The organism is Halorubrum sp. CGM4_25_10-8A (genome assembly GCF_005435025.1).
Taxonomy (GTDB): domain Archaea; phylum Halobacteriota; class Halobacteria; order Halobacteriales; family Haloferacaceae; genus Halorubrum; species Halorubrum ezzemoulense.
In genome coordinates this window covers 1-462 of sequence record NZ_SGTX01000060.1, presented here as the reverse complement: position 1 = coordinate 462, position 462 = coordinate 1, and the positions used below count along the sequence as shown (strand labels likewise).

At 68.4% G+C, this 462-nt stretch carries 1 protein-coding gene; it reads right to left on the bottom strand.

Going from position 1 to position 462, the window contains the following annotated elements; genetic code table 11:
* A partial coding sequence (locus EXE52_RS18115) for a GNAT family N-acetyltransferase (protein ID WP_137704010.1) occupies nt 1-462 on the bottom strand: 462 nt, incomplete at both ends.

Sequence of the window (462 nt, the reverse complement as noted above, 5' to 3'; positions counted from 1 at the left end):
CTTCTCGATCGCCCGCCGCGACTGCTCGTTGTCGGGGTGATGACCCACGGCGACGACCTCCAGATCGAGGTCGTCGAACGCGACCTCGACGAGCGCGGCGGCGCGCTCGCCGGAGTAGCCGCGACCCCAGAACCGCTTGCGGAGCCACGTGCCGAGGACCGCCGTGCGCTTCTCCCAGTCGACCTCGAAGCCGCCGAAGCCGGCGATCTCCCCGGCGCCGTCCTCGCCCTGGCGGGGGCGAATGACGTAATTCGCCGCCTCCCCCTCCTCGAACCGCTCGCGGCCGCGTTCGAGGAACTCCAGCGTCTCTCTTTTCGTCTCGTGGGGGTCCCACGTGACGTGTTCGGCTATCTCGTCGATGCCGGTATCGGCCGAGCAGATCCGGTAGCACGCGTCGAGGTCGACCTTCTCGGGACCGTTCGCCTCCAGTCGGAGTCGGTCGGTTTCGATGGTCTCGGGAAA